Raw genomic sequence first — 24,013 nt, 5'->3', positions numbered from 1 at the left:
CCATGCTCGTGTCCTTCGAAGGCATCGACGGCAGCGGCAAGACCGCGCTCTCCAACCTGGTCTGCGAGCGCCTCCGCGGCGCGGGGCGCGAGGTCGTCCACGCGCGCGAGCGCGGGGTCCTCGCCACCGCCGCGGCGCGCCGGGTGCGCGAGCTGACGCGCGACCCGCGCCTGCTCGAGCTCTCGCCGCGCGCCGAGCTGTTCCTGAACCTGGCCCGCGAGGCGCAGCAGCTCGAGGAGGTGGTGCGGCCGGCGCTGGCGCGCGGGGCGCTCTGCGTCGCCGACCGGAGCCTCCACTCGATCCTGGCGCTGGCCATCGCCGGCCGCGGCCTCCCGCGCGCCGAGGTCGAGGCGGCGGTGCGCGCCGCCTCGGGCGGCACCTGGCCGGACCTCGCCGTCCTGGTGGACGTGGATCCCGACCTGGCGCGGCTGCGCAAGCGCGTCGGGAAGATCCTGGAGGGCCGCGCCGACGAGCCGGGATCGAGGAAGGGCCTCGCCGGGCACGGCCTCCAGGTCCGGATCCGCGAGCACCTCGCCGCCGAGGCCGCCGCGGCGCCGGAGGCCTGGCTCCGGGTCGCGAACGAGGGGAGGTCGCTCGAGGCGCTCGCCGACCTGGTCGCGGAGGCGATCGCCGCGCGCGTGGACGGCCGCGCCCCGCGCCGGCCCCGCGCCGCGCCGCCCACCGCGCGCCCCCGGGCGCACGCGGCCGCGCAGGCGGAGGCCGGCGGGCTGGCGGAGCGGTTCGAGGCGGCGCTCGACGCGCTCGCGGCGCGGGAGCCCGCGCTCGCGGCCCACCTGCTGGCGGGCATCCCCGGCCGCGCCGCCCACGCGCGGCGGGTGGCGCTCGCCGCCCGGTGCCCGGCCGTGGTTGCGCGCGCGCTCGAGGGCCTGTCCGACCCGGAGTCGCACGCGCTGAGGTGGGCGCTGGCCGGGCGGGTCCCGGCCGACGTGGCGGCCGGCCTGGGCGCCGACGCGTCGTCCGAGGCGATGCGCCTGCGGGCGGCGCTCCTGGCGCGCGCGCCGGGGCCCGCGGTGGCCGGCCTGGTCGCGGCGGATGGATCGGAGGCGTGGGCGCTCCGCGCCGAGGCGCTGGAGCGGGGGGGGCTGGAGGGCGTGCTGCGCGGGCTGGCCGGGCTCGGCTCGGAGCGCGCGTGGGCGCTCCGCGCGGAGGGCGTCGGGCAGGGGCTGTGGGACGCGGTGGGGCGCGGCCTGGCCGGCGTGGACGGCGCGCGCGCCGACGCGATGCGCGCCGCGCTCGCCGCCCACGATGGCCTCGCCGCGCTGCGCGGGACGGTCGGGGTGGAGAGTGGCCCCGCCCGCGCGCTCCGCGAGCGGCTGTTCCCGCTCGCGCCGAAGCGCGTGCTCCGCACGCTGGCGGGCAACGCGGCGCCGTGGACCTGGCCGCTGCGCGAGCGCGCGCTCGCCGCGACCAAGGAGGCGCTCGACGCGGTGGACGGGATGGATCACCCGCGCGCCTGGGCGCTGCGGGCCGAGGGCGTCGCGCGCTGGCCCGCCACCGCGGTGTCGTCGCTCCGGCACCTCGCCGCGACCGCGCGCGGCCGGGAGATCGTCGCGGCCGCGCTGCGGGCCGCGCCGGCGAGCCTGCCGGTGCTGCGGAACGCGCACGCGGCGCTCGCGCTGGCGGCGCACGCGGCGGGCCCGGCCCCGCTCCCGCCGGCGGCGGTGGAGGCCTCATGCACCCCTTGACCCCGATCAGCGGGATCGACCTGCACACGCTGCCGCTCGGCACGGTGCTCCCGCGCATCGGCGCGGCGCTGGCGGTGGGCGTGGCGCTCGGGGTCCGGCCCTGGCGGCTGCTCCTGGGCCGGCGCCTCCCGAAGACCGAGATGGCGCAGGCGCAGATCCTGCTCTGCGCCGCCGCGGCGATCATCACCATGGTGATCGGCGACAGCGTGGCGAAGGCGTTCGGCCTGGTGGGCCTGGGCAGCTTCGTCCGGTTCCGCTCCGGGCTGAAGGACCCGCGCGACGCGGCGGTGCTGTTCCTCACCATCGGCCTGGGGATGGCGTGCGGGCACGGGACGCTCGGCCTCGCGCTCACCGCCGGCCTCGCGGCGTCGGCGGTGCTGGCGGTCCTCGACCTGCTCCCCGCCGGCGAGGCCGCGGAGGCGGACGCGCCGGGCGCCGCGCACGGCGCGCCCGCGCCGGCCGGCGAGGTCGCGCCGCGCCTCGCCGATGCGTCGCGGAAGTCGCAGTGAGGCGATCGCGGGCTGGTATCGGGCGCTATCCGCGCCGCGCGCGCGCCGCGCGGCGTCTCGCTCCGGCCGCCCGCGATCACCGCTCGTGCACGGTCGGGCGAGCGGCAGCGGAGCGCGCGATCTGCGCGGGAAACGCACCGCGGCGCCCCCAGACACGTCCCGCAGAGGGACGGTCAATGCGACCCCGTACCCTGGGTCGTCCGGGTTCCTGCCACCCCGCCCGCGACCGGGGGCGATGTAGTCAAATGCCCGTAAGGGCAAGGGAATCCGGCCGGGACAACGTTGACCCTCCTGCGAACAGCGCCCTATACTTCCGCGTCGTCAGGCGCTTTTTTCCCGCCACTCACTCCCCCGCGAAGCCACCTTGAGCGCACCCTCCCTGGACGAGCAGATCCGATCCCACGTCGAGTCGCTCGAGGCGGCCCCCGGCGACGACGAGGCGTTTCACGCGCTCGTGGGACTTTACGAGCGCGGCGCGCGCTGGGAGGAGCTGATCGCGCTCTACGAGGGGCGCGCGCGTCACGCGCCCGGCCCGGGCCCGCTGCTCGCCGAGGCTGCCACCCTCGCGCACCGGAAGCTGCGCAACGTGGCTCGCGCGGAGGACCTGTACCGGCAGCTGCTCCAGCTCGAGCCGGCGCACCCCGTGGCGCTTCGCGCGCTGGTGGAGCTCCTCGAGGAGCGCGGCGACTGGGCGGGGGTGGCCGCCGCGCTGGAGCGCGAGGCGACCGCCACGGCCGACCGGGCCGCCGCCGCGGCGGTGACGCTCCGGCTGGGCAAGGTCCAGGAGGAGCGGCTCGGACGGCGGGACCGCGCCGCGCTGCTCTACGCGCGCGCGCACCGGCTCGATCCCTCGCTGGAGGAGGCGCGCGCCCGCGCCATGGAGTGCTTCGGCGCGCTCCGCCGCTTCGCGCAGGCGAAGCGGCTGCTCGACGGCGCGCGCGATGCCGGCGCCGATCCGCGCGCGCTCGCCGCCGAGTACGCGCGGCTGGGCGCCGCGCTGGTGGACGAGCCGCTCGACCACGCGCTCGCGACCGACGCGCTCATCGACGCGCTCGCGCTCGATCGCGCCGCGCCCGGCGCGGCGGCCGCGCGGGAGCGGCTGCGCGGCTTCCCGCGCGCCTGGCGCGAGGAGGCCGGCCGGCTGGAGGCCGAGGCGACGCGCGCGTCCGATCGGCGCACCGCCGCGGCGCTCCAGCTCCGGCTCGCGCAGATCCACGCCGCCTACGATCCCGAGGGCGCCGGCCGCGCGGTGGAGCGGATCGAGCGCGCCTGGGCGCTCGCCCCGGGCGCGCCGGCCGCGCTGGAGCTGCTGGAGCGGGTGCTGGCCGAGCGCGGCGATCACCGCGGCCACGCCGACGCGCTGGCGCGCCTCGCGACGCAGACCCGCGACCGCGCCGCGCAGGTCGCCCTGCACCTGGAGATGGCGCGGGTGGATCTGGTGCGCTTCGGCGACGCCGAGTCCGCGCTGGCGGCGCTGCGCCGCGCGCTGGAGCTCGATCCCGCCTGCGAGCCCGCCGCGCTGCAGGCGTTCGAGCACGAGACCGACGCGGGCCGCTTCGCGGAGGCGCTGGACGTGCTGGAGCGCCACCTCGCCGCCGCGCCGGCGAAGCCCGCCCACGCGCCGCTGCGCGTGCGCGCCGCCGCCATCGCGCGCGAGAAGCTCGGCGATGCGGGCCGCGCCCGGCGCCACCTCGAGGCGGCGCTGCGCGCCGACCCCGGCCACGCCCCCGCCGCCGCCGCGCTGGCGCCGCTCCTCGCCGAGGCCGGCGAGTGGCAGCCGCTCGCGCGCGTGCTGGAGCTGTCGGCCCGCCGCGAGCGCTCCCCCGGCGAGCGGGTGCGCCTGCTCGAGCGGCTCGCCGAGATCCAGCAGGAGCGCCTGGGGCGTCCGCGCGACGCGCTGCGCACGCTGGCGGGCGCGCTCGCGCTCGACCCGGCCCGGCCGGCCACCCGCAAGGCCATGGAGGGCGCCGCCGCCCGCGCCGACGCGTTCGCGGAGCTGGCGCGCGCCTACCGCACCGCCGCGGCGGCCGCGAACGGCGACCTGAAGGCGCGCAAGACGCTGCTGCGCCGGGTGGCCGAGATCCTGGACCGCGACCTGGGCCAGCCGGAGGAGGCCGTCCGGGCCTGGCGCGCGCTGGTCGAGGTGGACCCGGAGGATCGCGGCGCCCGCGCGGCGCTGGAGTCGTGCCTGGCGCGGGCGGGCCAGCAGCAGGAGCTGGCGCGCGAGCTCGAGGCCCGGCGCGAGCACGCGGCCGGCGACGAGCGGCGCGCGCTCGGGGCGAAGCTGGCGCGGCTCTGGGCCGAGGCCGGCGAGCCGGACCGCGCCGGGGCCGCCTGGCGCGCGGTGCTCGCCGAGGGCCCGGAGGACGACGAGGCGCTGTGGGGCCTGCACGCGGCGCTCGAGGCGCAGGGCGGCGCGGCCGCGGCCGAGGAGCGGATCGGGATCCTGGCGCGGCTCGCGGCGCGCGCGCGGGGTCCCGCCGAGCGCGCCGTGATCGAGCTGGCCCGCGCCGAGGCGCTGGCGGAGCCGCTCGGGCGCCACGCCGACGCCGCCGGGGTGGCGCTGGCCGTGGTCGAGGCCGGCGGGCTCTCCCCGCCGCAGCGCGCGGAGGCGGTGGCGCTCCTGGAGCGGCTGCTGGCGCGCGGCGCGGAGCCGCTGCGCGTGGCGCAGGCGCTGGCACGCGCGCACGCCGCCGCGGGCGACGCTTCCCGGCAGGCCGCCATGCTGGAGCGGGTGGCGAAGGAGCTGCCCGCCTCCGCCGACCCGCGCGAGCGCGCCCGCCACCTGCTCGACGCCTCCGCGGTCCGGGCCGAGCGCCTGGGCGACCGCCGCGGCGCGCTCTCCGCCGCGGCCGCGGCGCTGCGGGCCTGCCCCGACCACGCCGAGGCCCGCGCCCGCTGCGAGGCGCTGGCCCGCGAGGTCGGCGCGCACCGCGAGCTGCTCGCGCTGCTGGTCGAGGTGGCGGGCCGGCTCTCCGGGCGGCCCGAGGAGGAGGCGGCGCTCCGGATCCGCGCCGCCGCCACCGCCGAGGAGGACCTGGGCGCGTTCGACGACGCCGCCGCGCAGCTCCGGCGCGCGCTGGAGCTGCGGCCCGGCGACCCGGCGGTGCTGGCCGGGCTCACGCGCGCCGCGCTCGCGTCCGAGCGCTGGGCCGACGCCGACCGCCTGCTGGCGCAGCGCGCCGCCGCGGCGACCGGCGCCGAGCAGGTGGCGCTGCTCGCGCAGCGCGCCGAGGTGCTGCAGGAGCGCCTCGGCGACCCCGCCGCCGCCGCCGAGGCGTGCCGCACCGCCCTGGCCCGCTGCGCCCCGGAGCAGCGCGCGCGCCTGCTGGCGCGGCTCGCCGGCGCCCTCGGGGCCGCCGGCGACGAGGCCGGGCGGGCCGAGGCGCTCGGCGACCTGTCGGCGGCCTCGCCGGAGCCGGCCGAGGCCACCCGGGCCGCGCTGGAGAGCGCGCGCATCCGCGCCGGAATGGGCGACGCGCGCGCCGCGGTGGAGCGGCTGACCGCCGCGCTGCGGGCCTCGCCCGACGACGCGGCCGCGCTCGCGGCGCTGGAGGAGCAGCTCGGGGCGGAGGACCCGGCCGCGGCGCTGATGGCGGCGCGCGCGCTGGCCGGCCAGGCGGACCCGCGCCGGCGGCTGCGCGCGCTGGAGGCCGAGGCCCGGGCACACCCGGAGCCCGGCGGCCGCGCCGCCGCGCACCGCGCTGCCGCGCGCGTCGCGGAGCAGGAGCTGGGGCAGGCGTCGCTCGCGTTCGCCGCGCTGGCCGCGGCCGCGCGCGAGCTGCCCGGCGACGCGGACCTGCGGGCCGAGCTGCGGCGCGTGGCCGGCGAGGCCCAGGAGTGGGAGGCCTGCGCGCGCGTGCACGACGCGCTGGTCGACGCGGTGCCGGCCTCGGGGCGGCTCGCGGTCCTGCGCGAGCGCGCCGAGCTCGCCGAGCGCAGGCTGGACCGGGACCGCGCCGCCGCGGCCTGGGCCGAGGTCGCCGGGGCGGCGCCGGGCGATCGCGACGCGCTGGCCGCGCTGCGCCGCCTGCACCGCGCGCGCGAGCGCTGGGGCGAGCTCGCCGACGTCTGCGCCGCGCTGGCGGCCGCGCCGGAGGCCGCGCCGGCGGCGCGCGAGGACGCGCTGCGCGAGGAGGCGGCGGTCGCGGAGGCGCGCCTCGCCGATCCGGCGCGCGCGGCCGCGGCGTGGGGCGAGGTGGCGGCGCTCGCGCCGGACGACGCGGAGGCGGCGGCGGCGCTGGAGCGGCTGTACCAGCGCCTCGACCGGCCGGAGGCGCTCGCCGCCCTGCTGGAGCGCCGCCTGGCCCGCGCGTTCGACGCGGACGCCGCCGCCCGGCTCGCCGAGCTGCGGCGCTTCCGGCTGGGCGATCCGGCCGGCGCGCTGGCGCTCCACGCCGAGCTGCTGCGCCGGGATCCCTCGCGCGCGGACGTGCGCGACGCGCTCGCCGAGCTGGCCGCGGTCCCGGGGGCGGTCGGGCGCGAGGCGCTCGACGCCGCCGACGCGTCGCTGCGCGAGGGCGGCGAGCACGCCCGGCGGGTGGCGGCGCGGGAGGCGCGGCTCGCGGCGGTGGAGGACCGCGGCGAGCGCGCCCGGCTGCACGCGGAGCTGCGCGCCATCCTGGAGCGCGACCTGGGCGAGCCCGGCCTGGCCTGGGTGGCGGCCTGCCGCGCCTTCGCCGAGGGCGGGCCGTCCCGCGCCGGCGCCGAGGAGGACCTGGCGCGGCTCGCGCGCGAGACCGGCGCGGAGGACGAGCTGCCCGACGTCTACGAGCAGGCGGCGGCTGCGGCGGGGCCGGAGGAGCGGCTCGCCCTGCTCCGCCAGGCGGCCCGGCTGCGCGAGGCGCGCGTCGGCGGCCGGGGGGCCGTGGACGCGTGGAACGCGGTGCTGGCGCTCGCGCCGGACGACGCCGAGGCGCTCGAGGCCCTCGCGGCGCTGCACGAGGCGGCGCGCTCGGCGCGGGAGATCCTCGAGGTCGCGCGCCGCCGCGCCGCGCTGGCGGAGGGCGAGGAGCGGATCGGCCACCTGCTGCACGCGGCGGTGGTCGCGGACGAGCTGGGCGACGGGGGCGTGGCCGCCGAGGCCTACCGCGCGGTGCTCGAGGAGGCCCCGGACCGGATCGAGGCGCTGGAGGGGCTCGCGCGCGTGCTGGAGCGGGCGCCGGGCGCGGAGCCCGGGCCGGCGACGGCGGAGCTGCTCCAGGTGCTGGAGGCGCTCGCCCGCGCCTGCGGGGCCGATCCCGATCGCCGGGTGGCGGCGCTGCTCCGGCGCGCGGCGCGCCTGGAGCGCGACCCGGATCCGCGCCGGGCGGTGGAGGGCTACGCCGAGGTGCTCGCCGAGCGCCCGCGCGAGCCGCAGGCGGTGGCCGGCCTGGAGCGCCTGCTGAAGCGCCCGGACGCGCGCGAGGGCGCGGCGCGGCTGCTCGAGGACGTGCTCCGGACCGCGGGCGACGCGGGCCGGCTGGCCGCGCTGCTCGAGGTCCGGCTGGAGGGCGCCGACGAGGCCGAGCGCGCGCCGCTGCTCGCCGAGATCGCCGCGCTGCACGAGCGGCTCGGCGACCGGCGCCGCGCGTTCGAGGCGCGGGTCCGCGAGCTGGCCGACGCGGCGCGGGCGGGACGCGACGCGCCGTCGGCGCGGGCGGACCTGGAGCGGCTCGCGGCGGCGACCGGAGCGTGGGCGGAGCTGGCGGAGGCGCTGCGGGTGGCGCTCGCCGCCGGGCTGCCGGCGCGCGCGGCGCTGGAGGCGCGGCGGCGGCTGGCCGCGGTGTGCGCCGACCGGCTCGGCGATCTCGCCGAGGCGGCCCGGCAGTACGAGGAGGTGGCCGCGGCGGCGGTCTCCCCCGAGACGCTCGGCGCGCTGGCGCGCGTCTACCGCCGCATGGGCGCCCACCGCGAGCTGGCCGTCACGCTCTCGCGGCTCGCCGAGGTCGCGCCCGCGGCGGCGGCCCGCAAGGAACTCCTGCTCGAGGTGGCGAAGATCATGGCTGAGCAGCTCTCGGATCGCGAAGGCGCGGTGGACGCGTACCGGAAGATCCTCGCGGTGGACCCGGAGGACCCCCAGGCGCTCCGGCTGCTCGGGCGGCTGCTGGGCGCGGCCGAGCGCTGGGAGGAGCTGGTCCAGATCCTCGACCGGGAGGTGGCGCTCGCCGACCGGCAGCCCAACTTCGTCGCCGAGGCCGCCGAGCTGCGCTTCCGGCTCGGCCGCATCCGCCACCAGCGGCTGGCCGACGCGGAGGGCGCGCTCGTCGCCTACCGCGAGGTGCTGCACCGCGTGCCCCGCCACCCGGCCGCGCTGTCCGCGCTCGAGGAGCTGGCCCGCGGCACCGGTCCCGCCGCGCTCGAGGCGGCGCTGCTGCTCGAGCCGGTGTACGCGGCCGAGGGCGAGCACGGAAAGGTGGTGGAGACGCTGGAGGCGCGGGCGGCGAACGAGACCGAGCCCGCCCGGCGCGCCGCGCTGCTGCGGCGGGTGGCCGAGACGTACGGCGGGCCGCTGCGCAACGCCGAGATGGCGTTCCTGGCCGCGTCCCGCGCGCTCGCGGCGGACCCCGACGCGCCCGAGTCGCTCGAGCTGGCGGTCCGCCACGCGCAGGCGGCGGGGCTGGGTGACGAGCTGGCCGCGCTGCTGGAGGAGCACGCCGACCGGGCCCGCGAGCCGGTCGCGCGGGCCGAGTACCAGCGGCGCATCGCGCGGCTCGCGCACGGCGAGCCGGCCCGCGCGGCCGCGGCCTGGCAGAAGGTGCTCGACCTCGCCCCGGACGATCGCGAGGCGCTGGTCGGCCTCATCGACGCGCTGGAGGCGGGCGCGGATCCCGAGGCGCTGGCGCAGGCGCTGCGGCGCGGGCTGGCGATGGAGGAGCTGGCCGAGGGCCGCGCCCACCTGCTGCGGCGGCTGGCGGCGGTGCAGGACGAGCGGCTCGGCGACGCGGCCGGCGCCATCCAGAGCCTGAAGCGCCTGCTGGAGCTGTCGCCGGACGATCGCGAGGCGCTCGGGCGGCTGGATCGCCTGTGCGTGAAGGCCGAGCGCTGGGTGGATCTCGGCGACGTGCTGGCGCGCGAGATCGCGGCCGCGGCCGAGGCCGGCGACGCGAACGTGCTCGGGGCGGTGCGGCAGCGCCTGGCGGAGCTGAAGGAGAACCGGCTGCTCGATCGCGAGGGCGCGCTCGAGCTGTACGAGGAGGTGCTGCGCGCCCGGCCGGACCACCCCGAGGCGCTGGCGCGGCTCGAGGCCATGTTGCAGAAGGACCCCGGCAACGCGCGCGCCGCGGTGGCGCTGGAGCGGGCCTACGCCGCGGCCGGCGACCCGCTGCGCCAGGCGGCGGTGCTGGAGCAGCGCGCCGGCGAGCGCCCGGATCCGCAGGAGCGCAAGGCGCTCTACCTCGCGCTGGCCGAGCTGCGCGAGAAGGGGCTCGGCGATCCCTCGCTCGCGTTCCTGGCGCTGTGCAAGGCGTTCCGCGAGGACCCCGCCGACCCGGCGCTCCGCGCGCGCATGGAGGCGCTCGCGGCGCGGAGCGGCCACGAGGAGGAGCTGGCCGCCATCTACGAGGACGAGCTGGACCGGCTGCCGCCGTCCGACACCGCGCAGGTGGCCCTGCGCCTCGGCGCCCTGTACGAGGAGCACCTGGCCGAGCCGGCCCGCGCCGCCCAGTTCCTGCGGCGCGCCGCGGCGCTCGACCCGGCCGCCGCGCCGGCGGCGCTGCCCGCGCTGGAGCGCATCTACCAGAAGCTGGAGAGCTGGCCCGACCTCGCCGACGCGCTGTCGTCGCTCGCCTCCTCCGCCCACGGCGCCGAGCGCGTCCAGCTCCTGTTCCGGCTGGGGCAGCTCTGCGAGGAGCGGCTCGCCGCGCCGGATCGGGCCGCCGAGGCCTACGAGGCCGCGGTGGCGGCCGACCCGCGCCACGTGCCGTCGCTCCGGGCGCTCGAGGCGCTGTACGACGGCGCCGGCCGGCGCGAGGACCTGTTCCAGAACCTGGCGGCACAGCGGGCCGCGGCGCAGGAGCCGGCCGCCCGGGAGCGCGTGCTGGCCCGCATGGCCGCGCTGGCGGCCGAGCTGGGCCGCCTCGACGAGGCGGTGGCGCTCTGGAAGGAGCTGCTCGGGATCCGCCCGCGCCACGAGGCGGGGCTGGCCGCGCTGGAGGACCTCTACGAGCGGCTGGAGCGCTGGCAGGACCTGGCGCAGCACCTGCGGCTGCGGGTGTCCGCCACGGTGGACCGCCGCGAGATCGCGCGCCTCAACGACAAGCTCGGCCACGTGCTCGGCACGCGGCTCGGCGACGCCGCGCAGGCGGTGCAGTCGTACAAGGCGGTGCTGGAGTCGGATCCGCGCAACCGGCGCGCGCTGGAGGCGCTGCGGGACATCCACGCCGCCCAGGGCGACCAGGACGCGCTGGTCTCGGTCTACCGGCGCCTGGTCCCGCTCCAGGAGGACGCGGCCGGGGTGAAGCGCGTCCGGCTCGAGCTCGCGGACGTGCTGCTGCGGGCCGGCCAGAAGCGCGAGGCGGTGGAGCAGGCCAAGCTCGCGTTCGACATCGAGCCGCACACGGCCGGCGACCTGGTCCGCATCGAGGAGACCTTCCGCCAGGGCGGCGCCGCCCAGGACGGCGTCCGCGCCGCCGAGGCCCGCGCCGCGCTGCTCGCGGCCGAGGGCGGCCCCGCCGAGGCGGTGCCGGCCTGGCTGGCGGTGGCCGACCTGTGGCGCGCCCAGAAGCGGAACGACGCCGCCGCGGCGGCGCTCGACAAGGTGCTGGAGCTCGACCCGGCGAACCGCACCGCCTACGAGCAGCTCCGGGCGCTGCACGAGACGGCCGGCAACTGGCGCGCGCTGGCGCGGGTCTGCGACCTGTTCGCGCCGCACCTGCCCGACCCGGCGGAGAAGCTGGCGCTGCTGAAGGAGGTGGCCGGCGTCCACGAGAAGCGGCTCGGCCAGAAGGAGATGAGCTTCCTCGGCTGGTGCCGCGCGCTGGCCGAGGGGCCCGGCGACGCCGAGGCGCTCGCCGAGGCGGAGCGGCTGGCCGCCGAGACCGAGGCGTTCGACGAGCTCGCGGCGGTGCTGGAGCAGGTGGCGGAGGACGCGAAGGGCATGGTCCGGGCGCGCCTGCTGCTCCGCCTGGGCAAGGTGCGGGACGAGCGGCTGGACGCGCCCGAGGAGGCGGAGGCCGCCTACCGCAAGGCGCTGGAGGCCGACCCGGCCAGCCCCGAGGCGCTCGACGCGCTCACGCAGCTGTTCAAGCGGCGCGGGCGGGTGCGCGACCTGGTCATCACGCTGGAGCAGAAGCTCGAGGCGGCCGCGGGGCTGGAGGAGAAGAAGGCCACGCTGCTGGAGATGGCGCGCATCTACGACGGCGAGCTGCACGACGTCGAGGAGGCGGTGAGCGCGCTGCGGCGGGTGCTGGAGCTGGACGGCGCGGATCCGGCGGCGCTGGAGGCGCTGTCCGAGCTGCTGCGGCGCGAGCAGCGCTGGGCCGACCTGGCCGGCGTGCTGGCCCGGGCGCGCGACCTCTCCGCCTCGGACGAGGCGCGCATCGCCTACCAGCTCCAGATCGCCTCGCTGCACGAGAACGAGATCGGCGACGACGAGGCGGCGGTGGAGGGCTACCGGACCGTGCTCGGCCTGGACGACCGGAACGCCGACGCGCTGGCGGGGCTGGAGCGCCTGTACACCAAGCTCGACCGCTTCGCCGAGCTGAACCGCGTCTACGAGCGGCTCATCGCGCTCACCCAGGACCCGCGCGAGCAGGTGCGGGTGCTGTCGCGCAGCGCCGCGATCCACGACGAGAAGCTGCGCGACCCGCGCTCCGCCATCGAGAAGAACGAGGCGGTGCTGCGCATCGACGGCGCGAACGCGGTGGCCATCAAGAACCTCGAGCGGCTCTACCGCGACGAGGCGCTCTGGGACCGGCTCATCAGCGTGATGCAGCACCACGTCTCGCTGGTGCAGGACCGGCGCGAGCAGGTGACGCTCGAGGTGGCCATCGGCGAGATCTGGTGGAAGGAGCTGCAGCGGGTGGATCGCGCCGAGGCCATGCTGAGCCACGCGCTCCAGCTCGACCCCGACTCGCGCCAGGCGGTGAGCGCGCTCGGGCGCCTGTACGAGAACAGCGGCAACTGGAACCTCGCGCTCGACATGCTGCGCCGCGAGGCGCGGGTGGCCGGCGGCTCGCGCGACGCGGTGGACCTGCAGGTCCGCATGGGCGCGATCTTCGAGGACATGCTCATGGACGTCGCCGGGGCCAAGGAGGCCTACGGCCGCGCCCTGCAGCTCGACCCGGGCAACCTCCCGGCCCTGCGCGCGCTGAAGGGCATCGCGGAGCGCGAGCGCGACCGCGATCGGTACCTCGAGCTGCTGGTCGACGAGGCCCGCTACGCGACCGACGTCCAGGAGAAGACCGAGCGCTACACCGAGGCGGCGCGCGTCTACCAGGAGGAGCGCGACGACCGGGAGAGCGCGGCCCGCTACTACGAGGAGGCGCTGAAGCGGACCCCCGGCCACCTCGACGCGGCGCGCCCGCTCTCGGACATCTACGTGGCGCAGGCGCGCTGGGCCGACGCCGAGCGCGTGCTCGACGTGATCGTGGGCGTGCTGGACGCGGGCGGCGACGCGCGCGAGCTGTGCCGCCAGTGCTACCGCCAGGGCTACGTGGCGGAGAAGCTCGGGCGCATGGACAAGGCGCTCGCGTCCTACCGCCGGGCGTACGAGCTCGACGCGACCTACCTGCCCGCGCTGGAGGGTCTCGGCAACCTGCTCGTCCGGCGGGAGGAGTGGGACGAGGCGCTGCGCATCTTCACCGCGGTCATCATCCACCACCGCGACGGCCTCACCGACCTCGAGGTGGTCGAGACGCACTGGCAGATCGGCGAGATCGCCGCGAAGCTGGGGCAGCTCGACCGGGCCGCCAACGCGTTCCGCAAGGCGCTCGAGATCGACACGAACCACGAGCCGTCGCGCCGCAGCCTGGTGCGCGTGCTCGAGGCGGTGGGCGACTGGGAGGGCGCGGTGGACCAGCGGCAGCGGCTCCTGCCGCTGCTCGAGGGCAAGGCCCGGTTCGACGACTTCGTCGCCATCGGCGAGGCCTGCCGCGACAAGCTCCAGGATCCGTACCAGGCCATCGACGCGTTCCTGGGCGCCGCCCGCATCGACCCCACCAGCCTGCCCGTCACCGAGGCGCTGCTCGGCCTCTACCGCGAGACGCGCCAGGGCCAGAAGGCGGCCGACGTGCTCGGGCAGATGGTGGCGCGGCCCGAGGTGCAGGCCGACCCGGTCCGCGCCGCCCGGCTCCACCTGGCGCGCGCCGAGGTGCTGCGCGACGAGGTCAAGGACGAGGACGCCGCGCTGGCCGAGCTGGAGCGCGCGCTCGATCGCAACCCGCGGCTCGTCCAGGCGTTCGCGGCCATCGAGGACGCCCTCACCCGCGGCAAGCGCTGGCAGGAGCTGGAGCAGGCGTACCTCCGGATGATCCAGCGGCTGCCCAAGACGCCGGACGTGGCGCAGGCGCGCCTGGCGCTGTGGAAGACGGTCGGCGAGCTGTACCGCAACGTGCTGCGGAACGACGACGGCGCGCGGCTCGCCTACCAGGTGGTGGCGAAGGCCGACCCGGACGACGCGGTGTCGCTGGAGCTGTACGCCGACCTCGCGGCGCGGAAGCCGGGCGAGGAGGCCGAGGCGGTGGCGGCGTACCGGCAGCTGCTGCGCGGCGGGAGCCGCACGCAGAAGCCGGCCGCGGCGCTGGTGAAGCTGCACGCCTCGCGGCGCGAGTACGACCAGGCGTACTCGGCGGCGCAGGTGCTCGTCCACCTGCTCGGCGCCACCGACGGCGAGGAGGTCCAGGTGGTGGCGCGGCTGCGCAAGTTCGCGCGCGAGCAGGCGAGCCGCCCGCTCGACGACGCGCTCTGGGCGCTGCTGCTCCACGAGCGGGTGAAGGGCCCGCTCGCCGACATCATGACGCTGCTGGCGGTCCACGCGCGCCCGATGTTCCTGCAGCGCGACAAGGACCTCGGGCTGAACCCGAAGAAGGACGAGCTCGACGTGCAGGGCTCGATGCTCTTCTTCGCCAACATGTTCAAGTACGTGGAGCGCACGCTCGGCTTCCGGGGCCTGCGGCTGTTCCGGAAGTCCGGCGCCGCGGCGAAGCTGGCCATCGTGCCCACCGACCCGGCGGGCCTGGTCGCCTCCGACGAGCTGTTCGAGGAGGCGCCGAAGAAGGAGCTGTGGTTCGCGATCGGCAAGGCGATGGCGTTCGCGCGGCCGGAGCTGTACCTCGCGCGGCTCATGCCGCACGACCAGCTCGACCTGGTGTTCCAGGCGGCGTGCTCGGTGGGCACCTCGCGCTTCGTGGTGACCGCCGATCCGCACCTGGTGGAGAAGCTGAAGCGCGAGCTGGAGCGCACGCTGCCCGAGGGCGTGCGCAAGAACACCCTCAAGCTCCTGGCCCGGAGCTACTGTGAGGTGCAGCACCCGGGCGACGTGCGGTCGTACCTGGACGGCGCGGAGCTGACCTCGAACCGCGCGGGCGCGCTGCTCGCCGGCGACCTCGAGGTGGTGCGGCGGGCGGCGGCGGCGGAGAAGCCCCAGGTCTCGAAGCTGCGGGAGGAGACCCGCCTGCGCGACCTGGCGACGTTCTGCGTCTCCGAGGAATATGCGACGCTGCGGGAGAAGCTCGGCCTCTCCTGCGTCGTGCCGGCGTGAGCGGGGGCGTCCTTGACGGTGCGGAGCAGGCAAACCTAGGATCTGCGCGGGTTGGCACATGAAATTCGGCTGCGATCGGTGTGACGCTCAGTACATGATCTCGGACGACAAGGTCGGTCCGAGCGGCGTCAAGGTGCGCTGCAAGAAGTGCGGGAACGTGATCCGGGTCCGCCGGGCCGCGGAGAACGGCGCCGTGGCGCCGGAGGCGCCCGCGTCCACGACGGCCGCGGCGGCCGGCGGCGGCGCCGGGACCCCGCCGCCCGGCGGCGGCGGCGCGCCGGAGGGCGGGCTGGACGCCGAGCTGGGCCAGGCGTTCGATCACGCGTTCGGCGACACGCCGCCGGCCGGCGTGGCGGCGCCCGGGCAGGATCCCGACGCCACCCAGGAGACCACGCCGGAGGAGCAGGCGCGCCTCGCGGCCGCCTCCGCGGCGCCGACGCCCGAGCTGCCCGCCACCGAGTGGTACGTGGCCATCGGCCAGGCGCAGGTGGGGCCGCTGCCGCTCCTCGAGGTGAAGAAGAAGTGGGAGGGCGGCGACGTCGGCCCCGACTCGCTGGTGTGGCGGCCCGGCATGGGCGACTGGGCGGCGGTGTCCGCGGTGCCGGACCTGGCCGCGTACCTCTCGCCGGTCCCGCGGGGCGCGCGCCCGTCGCGCACGCCGGCGCCGTTCGCGGCGTCCGCCTCCGCGCGCGCCGCGCCGGAGCCCGCGCCGGCCGCGTCGCCGGTGCCGGGCGCCGACGTGGACTGGAAGCCGGTGGGCGCGTCCGCGCTCGCCGCGCTCGCCAGCGACGAGCTGGCCGCCCGCGCGCCCGAGCCCGCCGCGGCGCGGCCGTCGGCCGGCGGCGTGAAGTCGCTCATGGACTCGATGGACCTGCCGGACGGCGGCGGGGTGGATCCCACCGGCGCGGTGCCGCTGCCCATCAAGGCGCTCGAGACCACCGGCGAGAAGAAGATCGAGCGGCGCTCGTCGGTGGCGCGAGGCGCGGAGGAGCTGCGGAACCGCCGCTCCGCCTCGCGCGCGGCGGTGCTCGGCGCGGTGGCGACGGTGGCGGTGGTCGCGGCCGCGGGGGCCGGCTGGTGGATCCTCGGCCGCGCGCCGGCGAGCCAGGCCGCGCCCGCGCCGGTCGCGACCGCGGCCCGCCCGGAGCCCGCCCCGGCTCCGCCCGCCGCGCAGCCTGCGGCGGCGCCGGCGCCCACTCCGGCCGCCGAGCCGGTGGTCGCGAAGGCAGACGCGCCTCCGGCCGCTGCCGAGCCCGCGCCCGCGCCAACCCCCGCGGCGGCCCCCGAGCCCGCCAAGGCGGCGCCGGCGCCCGAGCCGGCGCGCAAGGTCGCGGAGGCGCCCGCGCGGCGCGAGCCCGCCCCGGCGCGCCCGGCGCGGCGCGAGGCGCCGGAGCGGGCGGTGCGCGAGCCCACCCGCGTCGCGAAGGCCGATGCCGCGCCGGCGCCCGCGCCGCGGAAGCGCGACTCCGTCCTCGACTTCGAGAGCAACGACGCCGCGCTGGACGCGGCGCTCGGCGGCACCAAGCCCGGCGCACGCTCCGTGTACGTGCCGCCCGCGCCCGGCGGCGGCGCGCTGCCGGACCGCGTCTCCGACTCGCAGGTGAACGAGACCATCCTCGGCCGCGTCTCCTCGCTGCAGCAGTGCGTGCAGGAGCAGAAGACGCGGGATCCGGCCGCGTCCGGCGTGCTGAAGATGCGCTGGGCCATCGCCCCCGACGGGTCGGTGCAGAACGCCAAGTGCGCCACGCCGGAGTACGCCTCGGGCCCGCTCGCCCAGTGCCTGTCGGGCGTGCTCCGGGGCACCAGGTTCCCGAGGTCGAAGAGCGGCCGCTCCGACGTGACGTTCCCGATCAAGTTCTAGCGGCCGATCGACGTTCACGAACAGGCGGGGCTTCCGCCGGACCTCGGACGGGCTCGGGGCCGGCGGGCGCCGCCCGTGGCGGCAGGCGGCCGCTCGCGTGCGGCCATCGGTGCCTTGACCCGGCCACCCCGCGCTGACATCTTCAGCCTCGCCGTTCGCGCCCCGCGACCTCCGAGGAGAGATGCCCTTCGAGCTGAAGCAGCCGAAGCAGCCGTCCGTTCCGGGCGCTCTCTACCGCCCGCTCGAGGAGATGGGGCTGGCCGAGCTGGAGGCGCTGCGGCTGGTGCTGCGCGGCGGGTCGGTGGTGGACTGGCGCCGCCTGGACTTCACCACCGCCGCCGAGGTGGACGAGTTCCTCGGCCTGAACCTGTTCGACCTGGAGGACCCGCGGGACGAGCGCCGCCTGCGCGCCATCCTGGGCCAGGCGGTCGAGTACCTGCGGCACGCGTTCGGCTACCGGGTGGCCGACCCGGTGGCCATGCCGGACGACGTGCGGGACCTGTTCCTGCTCGCCTCCGGCGTCGCCGAGCCGCGGAAGTACCGGCGCATCGCGTGCGTCGTGCTCAAGGTGATGCACGTGATCCACCACCTGGAGGCGCGCGAGCTGCTGTTCCGCACGCCCACCCGGGAGAGCGACCTCTCGGAGCGGGTGGACCGCCGCATCATGGGCGAGGCGGCCCGCATGCGGGCCGGGGGGATGCCCATCCTCGAGTTCGCCGGGAGCGTGAAGGCGCGCGGCTCGCTGGTGACGAAGCTCATCGCGAAGAAGGAGTCGGTGGCGGCGCAGATCTTCGACCGGGTGCGCTACCGGATCGTCACCGAGACCCCGGAGCAGATCGCGCCGGTGGTGCTGCACCTCACCCGGACGCTGTTCCCGTTCAACTACACCGTCCCCGGCCAGACGCAGAACAGCCTGGTCCGCTTCGTCGACCTGCTGAAGCGCCACCCGCGCGGCGCCGAGATCGGCGGCCAGCTGCAGCTCCCGCCGGACCTGGAGCGGCGCGATCCCTCCGAGCCGCGCAACGAGTTCAGCGGCCGCGGCTACCGGGTGCTGAACTTCGTGGTGGACCTGCCGGTCCGCATCGACGACCTCCTGCCGCCGCTCGACCCCATGGCGGACGAGCTGGGGCGGATCGTGTTCTCGCTGGTGGAGTTCCAGGTGGTGGATCGCGCGACCGCGATCGCGAACGAGGCGGGCGACTCGTCGCACGACCGGTACAAGCGCCGGCAGCTCAAGCGCGTGCTCCGGCGCCTCTCGCGCGGCCTGGTGGTGCCGAAGCGCAGACGGCGAGGTGGATCATGAGGGAGCCGACCAAGAACAGCCCGCAGGACCGCGGCGAGGTCGTCATCGCCGGCGAGTGCCAGGTGTGCGGCGCCGAGGGGGACACGATCGCCGTGCCCGGCGCGCCCGCGCCGAACGCCTTCTGCCCGCGCTGCGCCATCGAGTACGGCGAGGCGGCGGGCGAGGAGGACGCCCGCGGCGGCGACGAGGGTTAGCCGTCAGCCGGCGGCCGCGGCGAAGGACACCGAGTCGACGCCGTCGGTCCACTGCTGGTAGTGGAGCAGCCGCGCGCCGGCGCCGGCCGCGCGGAGCGCCGCGTAGATCGGGGCGATCCCGCAGAGCCGCCGGCGCGCGCCGTCGCGGACCGCGTCGCGGTGGAAGCCCGCCGCGTCGCCGGCCTCGACGTAGCGGAGCGTGCGCCGGTCCGCCGCCGCGAGCGCGGCCAGCTCGGCCGGCGCGGGCGGGCGCGCGTCGCCGTAGAGGGGGCCGACGTGGGCGAGGTCGGCGGCCGCCACCCAGCACACCCGGCGGCCGGCCACCGCGCGGCCGAGCGCGCCGAGGAACGGGGCGGTCGCGGCGCGCGGGTCGGCGAGGTGGCCGATGGCGGAGCAGAGCACCGGCAGCACGGTGAACGGCCGGCGCAGCCGGTGGGCCAGGATCACCGCCTGCAGCTCGACCGAGTGCTCGTCGCGGTGGACGAGCTCGTCCCCGAGCAGCGCGTCCTCGCCGAGCGTCGTGCAGAGCGCGTCCACCAGCGCGCGGTCTGTGCGGACCGGCCCGAGCGGCGTGCCGTAGTCGAGGCGGGTGAGCGTGAACGGGCGCGGCGGGGTGGCGTGGGCGGTGCCGAAGATCACGAACAGGTCGGCCCGGCTCGCCTCGAGCGCCCGGTACGCGTGCGCGTAGCCGGCGGCGCCGCGCGCGTAGTCGATGTGCGGCGCCACCACCACGCCGGGGGGCGGGGTCGACGCGGCCGGGGCGCCGGCAGGGAGCGCCAGCCAGCCGTCGAGCGCGCGGCGGAGCGCGCCGGGCGCGTCGGGGTAGACCGCGCCGGCGCAGGCGGGCGGGCGGAACGGCGCCGCGCGGTACGTCGAGAGCGCGCGCTGGCGGGGCAGGTCCACCACGCGCTCCGGATCAGCGGCGGCCCTTCTTCCGGCCCTTCTTGCGCGCCTGGCGCTCGGCCTTGCGCTTCTTCTTGCGGGCCTCGCGCTCCTTGGCGCTCTCGAGCGCGATCGGCTCGGGCGCGTAGCCCATCATCCGGGCGCGCGCCATGGCGCCGGCCGACATGGGCGGCGTGTAGCCCTTGGGCAGCCCGGCCATCTGCGCGGCCATGCGCGGGTCCACGAGGCCGCCCTGCATGGCGCGCTCGACCGCGTCGGCGTCGGCGCCGAGCACGTCCTCCATGCCCTTGCCCTGCATCTTGCGGAGCTGCATGAGCTGCTTCACGCCGGGCAGCCGCGCCAGCAGGCCGGGCGCGGACCCCACCTGCTTCATCACGCCGCGCATGGCGTTGTACTGCTTGAGCAGGTCGCGGACGTCCTTCTCGGTCCGGCCGGCGCCCTTCGCGATCCGCTTCACGCGCTGGTCGGTGATCGAGTCCGGGCGGAGCCGCTCGGCCTGCGTCATCGAGTCGACCATCGCCACGATGCGCGTGAGGGCGGAGTCGTCGAACTGGAAGTTCTCGGGAAGCTCCCCGAACATCGGGAACTTCTCCATGAGCTCGCCGAGCGGGCCCATCTTCCGGACCATCCGGATCTGGTTGACGAAGTCCTCGAGCGTGAAGTCGCCGGAGAGGATCTTCTGCGCCTCGGCCTCTGCGGTCTCCTCGTCGACGTGCTGCTCGAAGTCCTTCACCAGGCCGACGATGTCGCCGAAGCCCAGGATGCGGGAGGCGAGCCCCTCGGGCCGGAACTCCTCGAGGCGATCCAGCGCCTCGCCCATGCCGAGGAACTTGATGGGCTTGCCGGTGACCTCCTTGATCGAGAGCGCCGCGCCGCCGCGGGCGTCGCCGTCGAGCTTCGTCAGGATGAAGCCGTCGATGGCGAGGCGCCGGTCGAACTCGGTCGCGGTCTTGACCGCGTCCTGGCCGATCATGGCGTCGGCGACGAGCAGGATGTTCTCGGGCGCGACGTTCGCCTTGATGTTCTCGAGCTCGGTCATGAGCTCGTCGTCGATGGCGAGCCGGCCGGCGGTGTCGTAGATGACCGCGTTGCGGTGGTCGCGCTGCGCCGCCTCGAACGCGTGGCGGCACATGTCCGGCGGCGAGACGCCCGGCTCGTGGAACACCGGCACGCCGAGCCGCTCGCCCAGCACCTTGAGCTGGTCCACGGCGGCGGGGCGGTACACGTCCGCCGCCACCAGCATGACCTGCTTGCCGTCCTTGAGGAGGCGGTTCGCGATCTTGCCGGCCGTCGTCGTCTTGCCGGAGCCCTGCAGGCCGACCATCATGATGCCGGTGGGGCGGCCGCGCTCGCCCTGGCGGAGCGACGTGTCCACCGGGCCCATCAGCGCCTCGAGCTCGTCGTGGCAGATCTTGACGAAGTGGTCCTGGGGCGTGACGCGGAGCTGCCCCTTCTCCGTCTTCACCTTCGTCTCGACCACCTCGCCGATGGCCTTCTCGCGGACGCGGGCGACGAACCGCTTCACCACGTCGAACGAGACGTCGGCCTCGAGCAGGGACACGCGGATGTCGCGGAGCGCGTCGTCCACGACCTCCGGGGTGATCTCGGTGCGCCCCTTCAGCTTGTTGCGGGCAGCCTTGAAGCCCTTGGATACGGTCTCGAGCACTCGGCGTGATCCTTTCGGCCCTGGTCGGGCCACGCGCCGCGCTTATAACACGGAGATGACGAGGTTTCCGCCCATGGACGAGGGCCCCCGGTACTTCACCGTCGAGGAGGCGAACGACCTCGTGTCCGACCTCGAGATCGAGTTCGGGCGGGTCGCCCAGGTGCGCGCCGACATGGTCGCGTGCGTGGAGGCGCTGGGCGGCGCCGAGGTCGCGATGGCCGTCCTGCAGCGGGGCGAGCCGGGCCCGGCCGGGCACGGGGAGGACGCGCAGCGGCTGCGCGCGCTCGCCGACCAGCTCGGCGCGGCGGTGGAGCGCATCAACGGCCTCGGGTGCCTGGTGAAGGACCTCGAGGCCGGCCTGGTGGACTTCTACTCGCTCCAGGACGGCGAGCCGGTGTTCCTGTGCTGGCAGTTCGGGGAGCCGGCGGTGTCGCACTGGCACCCCGTGGACGCGGGGTTCGCCGCCCGGCAGCCGATCGAGGGCGTGACGGTCCGGCCGCCCGCGTTCTTCAACTGAGCGGGGGCGCCAGGGCGTCCGCCCCGGGCGCGGTGGCCGCCTCCAGCCCGGGCGGAAAGGGTAGGCCGAGCGAGGCAGCGACCGCCCGGACCAGCTCGGCCTCGTCCGCGCCGACGCGCCCGTCGGCCCGGACCACGGCCGAGCACGCCTCCAGCGTCGCGGACTTCACTGAGGGTGACGCCGCGTCGAGCCGGTCGAGCGCGGTCTCGAGGCGCCCGAGCCCGAGCCGGTCGCGCGGGAGGACCCGCCACGGCCCGCGCGCACCCAGCGCCCGCGCGCCGGCGTCGAGCGCGGCCTGCGCCGCGGCCGCGTCGCGCCCGCCGGTCCACGCCAGGCAGGAGAGCAGCTCCAGGCACTCCGGCCCCGCCTCCTCGACGGTGCGCAGGAGCGCCCGGGGCGGCGCGCCGGCGCCGCGGGAGAGCCGCCGGAGGACGGCGCGGAGCACGGCCAGCTCGTAGGGCGACACGGCGCGGTCCGCGGCGGCGAGCGCGCGGAGGTCGGCGGCGAGCGCGGTGCCCTGCGCCGGCGAGAGCGCGTCGAGCGCCGGGAGCGCCAGCGCGAGGAGCGCGTTGCGGGCGGTGCGATCCAGCCCCGAGAGCGCGGGGAGGAGCCGCTCCACCTCGGCACGGAGCGCCCGGTCGTTCCGCTCGAGGTACGCGAGCTGCGCCGCGCGCACCGGCGCCGCCGCGTCCACGAGCAGCGCGCAGGCGAGGCCGCGCGCGCCGAACGGCTCGCGCGCCGCCGCCGCGAGCGCGGGCGGGAGGCCCGAGAGCAGCCCGGCCGCGCGGGGGAGGTGGTCCGCCAGGAGCGCGGACGCGGGCGGCGCCGACGCCGGCTCCGCCGGTCCGCCCGCGAGCCCCGCCTCGCCGGCGCGGTCCGGCGCCTGCGCAGCGGCCGGGGCCGGCGCAGGGCGGGGCGGCGACGCCTCCGCGGAGGCCGCCGTGGCGCGGGAGAGGGGGGCGCCGGCGAGGTGCGGCGCGATCCGGCGGAGGCGCTCCTCGATGGGCGGGTGCGTGGAGAACAGGCCGGCGAGGAGGCCGCCCGAGGCCCGCGCGAAGAACAGGTGCGCCGCCTCGGCGACGTGCGGCCCGGACACCGCCGACCCCTCCGCCGCGATCTTCCGGAGCGCGCCCGCCAGGCCGTCCGGGTTGCGCGTGAACTGCACCGCCGACGCGTCCGCCAGCCACTCGCGCTGCCGCGCCACCGCGAAGCGGACCAGCCGGCCGCACAGGCTGCCCATGGCGCCGGCGACGAGCAGCCCCAGCCCGACCAGCGCGATGGCGCCGCGGTTGCGATCGCGCGAGCGGCGCGGCCCGGAGTCGACGTCGAGGAGCAGCCGCCCGAGCAGCGTCAGGAACCCGAGCCCGCCCACCGCCGCCATGAGCCGCAGGTCGATGCGCGTGTCCGCGTTCAGCACGTGCGACAGCTCGTGGGCCACCACGCCCTGCAGCTCGTCGCGGGTGAGCCGCTCCAGCGCGCCCCGCGTCACCGCCACCACGCTGTGACCGGGCGTGTGGCCGGCCGCGAACGCGTTGATGCCGGCCTCGCCGCGGAGCACGTAGAGCCGCGGCACCGGCATCCCGGCGGCGAGGGCCATCTCCTCCGTCACGTTGACGAGGCGCCGCTCGGCGGGATCCCGGGTGGCGCGGTCGACCGGCGTGCCGCCCAGCAGCTCCGCCACCGCGGCGCCGCCGCCCGCCGAGAGCCGCGCCGCGTGCCACGCGCCGCCCACCCCGGTGACCGCGCCGACGCCGAGCGCGGTGAGCGCGAGCAGGCCGGGCTGGAGGAGCGGCGGGCCGTACACCGCGCCGGACCCGTCCACCGCCCACCCGCCGCCGCCCGCGCCGGCGCCCAGCCCGAGCGCCACGGCGAGCGCGAGGTAGACCACCGCGATGACGGCGGCGAGCGCCACCGCGAACGCGATCACGAGGACGGTGGTGCGCCGGCGGGCGTTCCGCTGGGCGGCGAAGAAGTCCAGCGTGACCCGCCCGGCGGGCGGGGCCTGGGCGGCCATCGGCTAGAACTGCACCCGCACCGGCTCGCGCTCGGCGGCGCCCTGCAGCTCGAACGACGTGGCGGGCGGGAAGCCGCCGGCGAGCAGCACGCCGGGGAACGTCTCGCGGGCGTTGTTGTAGGCCATGACCGCGTCGTTGTAGGCCTGGCGCGCGAACGCGATCCGGTTCTCGGTGGAGGTCAGCTCCTCCTGCAGCGCCAGCATGTTCTGGTTCGCCTTGAGATCCGGGTACGCCTCGGCCACCGCGAGGAAGCGGGTGAGCACGCCGGCGAGCGCGCCCTCGGCCCCGGAGAGCGCGTTCATGGCCTGCGGGTCCCCCGGGTTCGCCGCCGCCGCGCGGGCGGCCGCGGCGGCGCCGTTCCGGGCCGCGACCACCGCCTCGAGCGTCTCGCGCTCGTGCTTCAGGTAGCCGCGCGCGGTCTCGACCAGGTTCGGGATGAGGTCGTACCGCCGCTTGAGCTGGACGTCGATCTGGCTGTACGCGTTCTTGTACGCGTTCCGCCGCGTGACGAGCCCGTTGTAGATGCCGACGGCGGCGAGCGCCACCAGCACCACCAGCCCGAGCAGCACGAGCACCACGGCCATGGGTTTCCCTCCTGGCGCAGCGGACGCACCGCGCGCGAACCGGAGGATGCCACAGCCGCGGGGTGGGAGGGGGTGA

At 77.7% G+C, this 24,013-nt stretch carries 11 protein-coding genes; 7 read left to right on the top strand and 4 right to left on the bottom strand.

The genetic code is table 11. From position 1 onward, the window contains the following. The first annotated feature begins 2 nt into the window (after window positions 1-2). The 6 genes from A2CP1_RS17405 to A2CP1_RS17380 all read left to right on the top strand — a co-directional run bounded on the left by A2CP1_RS17405 (window position 3) and on the right by A2CP1_RS17380 (window position 18,252). Window positions 3-1,706 carry a dTMP kinase gene (locus A2CP1_RS17405; RefSeq protein ID WP_015934590.1) on the top strand — a complete coding sequence of 568 codons (1,704 nt, stop codon included), beginning with the start codon at window positions 3-5 and terminating at the stop codon, window positions 1,704-1,706. Then, a complete protein-coding gene (locus A2CP1_RS17400) occupies window positions 1,694-2,215 on the top strand; it encodes a DUF4956 domain-containing protein (RefSeq protein WP_012527379.1) in 522 nt (173 codons plus the stop codon). The genes A2CP1_RS17405 and A2CP1_RS17400 overlap by 13 nt, the downstream gene beginning before the upstream one ends. Window positions 2,216-2,579: 364 nt before the next feature. Beyond that, window positions 2,580-14,894, top strand: a complete 12,315-nt coding sequence (locus A2CP1_RS17395; protein ID WP_015934589.1) for a tetratricopeptide repeat protein — start codon at window positions 2,580-2,582, stop codon at window positions 14,892-14,894. Window positions 14,895-14,952: 58 nt separating this feature from the next. Continuing rightward, window positions 14,953-16,755: an adventurous gliding motility protein GltJ gene (gene gltJ / locus A2CP1_RS17390; protein ID WP_041450547.1), complete on the top strand. Its 1,803-nt coding sequence runs from the start codon at window positions 14,953-14,955 to the stop codon at window positions 16,753-16,755. A 181-nt stretch (window positions 16,756-16,936) separates the two neighbouring features. Beyond that, window positions 16,937-18,058 (top strand): TIGR04552 family protein, encoded by a 1,122-nt coding sequence (locus A2CP1_RS17385; RefSeq protein WP_015934587.1) that lies wholly within the window; start codon window positions 16,937-16,939, stop codon window positions 18,056-18,058. Beyond that, window positions 18,055-18,252 carry a hypothetical protein gene (locus A2CP1_RS17380; RefSeq protein WP_012527376.1) on the top strand — a complete coding sequence of 66 codons (198 nt, stop codon included), beginning with the start codon at window positions 18,055-18,057 and terminating at the stop codon, window positions 18,250-18,252. The genes A2CP1_RS17385 and A2CP1_RS17380 overlap by 4 nt, the downstream gene beginning before the upstream one ends. Window positions 18,253-18,255: 3 nt before the next feature. Here A2CP1_RS17380 and amrB read toward each other — a convergent pair whose 3' ends face one another. Together amrB and ffh are read right to left on the bottom strand one after the other, a co-directional pair. Continuing rightward, window positions 18,256-19,155, bottom strand: a complete 900-nt coding sequence (gene amrB / locus A2CP1_RS17375) for an AmmeMemoRadiSam system protein B (RefSeq protein WP_015934586.1) — start codon at window positions 19,153-19,155, stop codon at window positions 18,256-18,258. Window positions 19,156-19,168: 13 nt separating this feature from the next. Then, window positions 19,169-20,821: a signal recognition particle protein gene (gene ffh, locus A2CP1_RS17370; RefSeq protein ID WP_015934585.1), complete on the bottom strand. Its 1,653-nt coding sequence runs from the start codon at window positions 20,819-20,821 to the stop codon at window positions 19,169-19,171. A gap of 55 nt (window positions 20,822-20,876) precedes the next feature. Between ffh and A2CP1_RS17365 the strand changes: the two genes are divergently transcribed. Beyond that, a complete protein-coding gene (locus A2CP1_RS17365) occupies window positions 20,877-21,338 on the top strand; it encodes a DUF2203 domain-containing protein (protein WP_245529822.1) in 462 nt (153 codons plus the stop codon). Here A2CP1_RS17365 and A2CP1_RS17360 read toward each other — a convergent pair. Then, entirely contained in the window at window positions 21,331-23,352 is a 2,022-nt protein-coding gene (locus tag A2CP1_RS17360; RefSeq protein ID WP_015934583.1) for a M48 family metallopeptidase, read from the bottom strand. The two genes, A2CP1_RS17365 and A2CP1_RS17360, sit on opposite strands and share 8 nt — an antisense overlap. Before the next feature lie 3 nt (window positions 23,353-23,355). After that, window positions 23,356-23,937: a LemA family protein gene (locus A2CP1_RS17355; protein ID WP_015934582.1), complete on the bottom strand. Its 582-nt coding sequence runs from the start codon at window positions 23,935-23,937 to the stop codon at window positions 23,356-23,358. Window positions 23,938-24,013: the final 76 nt, after the last annotated feature.

Source organism: Anaeromyxobacter dehalogenans 2CP-1, assembly GCF_000022145.1.
Lineage (GTDB): Bacteria > Myxococcota > Myxococcia > Myxococcales > Anaeromyxobacteraceae > Anaeromyxobacter > Anaeromyxobacter dehalogenans.
This window is presented reverse-complemented; position numbering and strand designations above follow the sequence as displayed.

Bases quoted from the DNA above. Each gene is read 5' to 3' on its own strand.
- A2CP1_RS17405 (WP_015934590.1), top strand. From the start codon at position 3: ATGCTCGTGTCCTTCGAAGGCATCGACGGCAGCGGCAAGACCGCGCTC.
- A2CP1_RS17400 (WP_012527379.1), top strand. From the start codon at position 1,694: ATGCACCCCTTGACCCCGATCAGCGGGATCGACCTGCACACGCTGCCG.
- gltJ (WP_041450547.1), top strand. From the start codon at position 14,953: ATGAAATTCGGCTGCGATCGGTGTGACGCTCAGTACATGATCTCGGAC.
- A2CP1_RS17385 (WP_015934587.1), top strand. From the start codon at position 16,937: ATGCCCTTCGAGCTGAAGCAGCCGAAGCAGCCGTCCGTTCCGGGCGCT.
- A2CP1_RS17380 (WP_012527376.1), top strand. From the start codon at position 18,055: ATGAGGGAGCCGACCAAGAACAGCCCGCAGGACCGCGGCGAGGTCGTC.
- A2CP1_RS17365 (WP_245529822.1), top strand. From the start codon at position 20,877: ATGACGAGGTTTCCGCCCATGGACGAGGGCCCCCGGTACTTCACCGTC.
- A2CP1_RS17360 (WP_015934583.1), bottom strand. From the start codon at position 23,352: ATGGCCGCCCAGGCCCCGCCCGCCGGGCGGGTCACGCTGGACTTCTTC.
- A2CP1_RS17355 (WP_015934582.1), bottom strand. From the start codon at position 23,937: ATGGCCGTGGTGCTCGTGCTGCTCGGGCTGGTGGTGCTGGTGGCGCTC.